The sequence below is a fragment of the Albidovulum sp. genome (genome assembly GCF_049646345.1).
Classification (GTDB): domain Bacteria; phylum Pseudomonadota; class Alphaproteobacteria; order Rhodobacterales; family Rhodobacteraceae; genus Albidovulum.
In genome coordinates this window covers 1-1661 of the sequence record NZ_JBARVQ010000042.1, presented here as the reverse complement: position 1 = coordinate 1661, position 1661 = coordinate 1, and the positions used below count along the sequence as shown (strand labels likewise).

3 protein-coding genes and 1 pseudogene are annotated in these 1661 nt (G+C 61.8%); all 4 read left to right on the top strand.

The window, feature by feature from the left end; genetic code table 11:
- On the top strand, positions 1-280 hold a 280-nt coding region (locus tag WBB85_RS01015; protein WP_432636760.1), incomplete at its 5' end, for a glycerol-3-phosphate acyltransferase.
- Between the two features lie 166 nt (positions 281-446).
- On the top strand, positions 447-956 hold the full coding sequence (locus WBB85_RS01010; RefSeq protein WP_432636759.1) for a hypothetical protein: 510 nt from the start codon (positions 447-449) through the stop codon (positions 954-956).
- The gene (locus tag WBB85_RS01005) at positions 949-1419 is read left to right on the top strand and encodes a hypothetical protein (protein WP_432636758.1); all 471 of its coding nucleotides are present in this window, start codon (positions 949-951) and stop codon (positions 1417-1419) included. Before WBB85_RS01010 ends, WBB85_RS01005 begins: the two co-directional genes overlap by 8 nt.
- 53 nt (positions 1420-1472) lie before the next feature.
- A pseudogene (locus WBB85_RS01000) lies at positions 1473-1661 on the top strand (hypothetical protein); the annotation flags it as partial.

Below are 1661 nucleotides of genomic sequence, written 5' to 3'. Positions count from 1 at the left end.
CGGCAAGGGGGTCGCGACCTTCCTTGGCATCCTTCTTGCCCTCGCCTTCACCGTGGGCCTTGCCGCCTGCGCCACATGGCTGCTCACAGCAATCGTCAAGCGCATATCCTCACTCGCGGCCCTCGTCTCGGCGGCACTCGCGGCAATCTGGGCGGGGCTTCTGGGCCATGGTGACATGGTCTATCTGGTCGTGATCCTGGCCACCTTGGTCTTCTGGCGTCACCTGCCGAATATCGAACGGCTCAAGGCCGGGACCGAACCGAGGATCGGCGGGACGTAACCCGCACCGCCTGCAGGTGAGAATCCAAGGCAGGTTTCGCCTTGCATTTGCGCAACATCCCCGGAATTCCAGCGCTGACGGACCGAAGTTTCGTCATCCATCACATTTTTGCCCGCTTGTTCGACGACGCATCGGAGCATTCTGTTCAACCCGCATGAAATTTATCATGAAACAGACCGCCTCCCTCCTTTGCGCCGCCCTGCTTTGCGCCTGTGTTCCCACTTTTCCGCAATCCGCGTCCGAGATGCGCTCGATGACCGCCTCACGCTCGGCCCTGACAGCAAGCAATTCGATCGCGGTTGCCTCCAATATGGCAACGACGCGCACGGTTCTCAGCCGTATGTCGCGCAATTGCTACAACCGGATCGTGGATGACAATCATGTCTACCGCGTCGGTGCCTATGGCCCGCAATCCATTCTCATGCGCTATTCCTATCGCAGCACCGTCAGCACTTCCGGCGGTGTCACCACGCTGACCATCCGCAAGAAACATCTGAGTGGTATCAATCCCGGCCAACCGGAAAATGGCTTTATCGGTTTCGTACTGGACGCCCGTGCAAACGACAGCGGCGGCTTGACCCTGACCGGTCACGGCAGCGGGCTCGGGCTGAAGGGCACCCTGCGCGATTTCAAGAAATCCATCGAGACCGGCAAGATCGAGTGCACCGGTGTCTGATCCGGCACCCCGCCTTCGGGGCAGAGGTGCACTGCTTCTGCTCCCCTTCCTTCTCGCCGCCTGCGTGGCGGGCACCAAGCCCTATACCGGCTCTGGCCCGGCCAACCTGACCGTGGCACCGGCGGACGTGACCCGGCACCTCTTCCGGCGGACCGAAACTGATTTCTCGGTCTTTCCGGAGGAGGCGCGTTGCAAGTGGGTCTATGCCGGAACGATTGCCCCGGGCACGGGGCCGCAGCGCTACGCCTTGCCGGTGGGAAAACGGGTCTCCATCAGCCTGTTCTTTACCGACCACTATGGCCGGGGCACCGAAATGTCGCGGATCTCACAGGTGTTGACGGTGCGACCGGGCGCGCAATACCGGATCGCGATGGCCTATGACGGCAAGGCACCCGACTTTACCATCAGCGAAAACGGGCGCGCATTGGACCTGCCATCGCACCCGGCCGATTGCGGCGGGTGAAAATTCGCCCGGGCGCGGAGAAAATTCCGTTCCGCGCCCGGACCCGTTGAGCAATGATCCATCGCTTCCTTTCTGCCCTTGACCGCATCCCCAACGGCTATAGCGAGGGATTGTATCAAGGCCGTCGCTACCGGCTGGAAAAGACCACCTTCGCGGGCGGGCGCAGCGTGAAGCTGGTTGCCTGGGAACTGGGCGGGCCGGACTATATCAGCCTGAACCTCTACAGGCTCGCTTTGGGCAAC

Coding starts and splice junctions, on each gene's coding strand:
- WBB85_RS01010 (WP_432636759.1), top strand. CDS start 447: ATGAAACAGACCGCCTCCCTCCTTTGCGCCGCCCTGCTTTGCGCCTGT.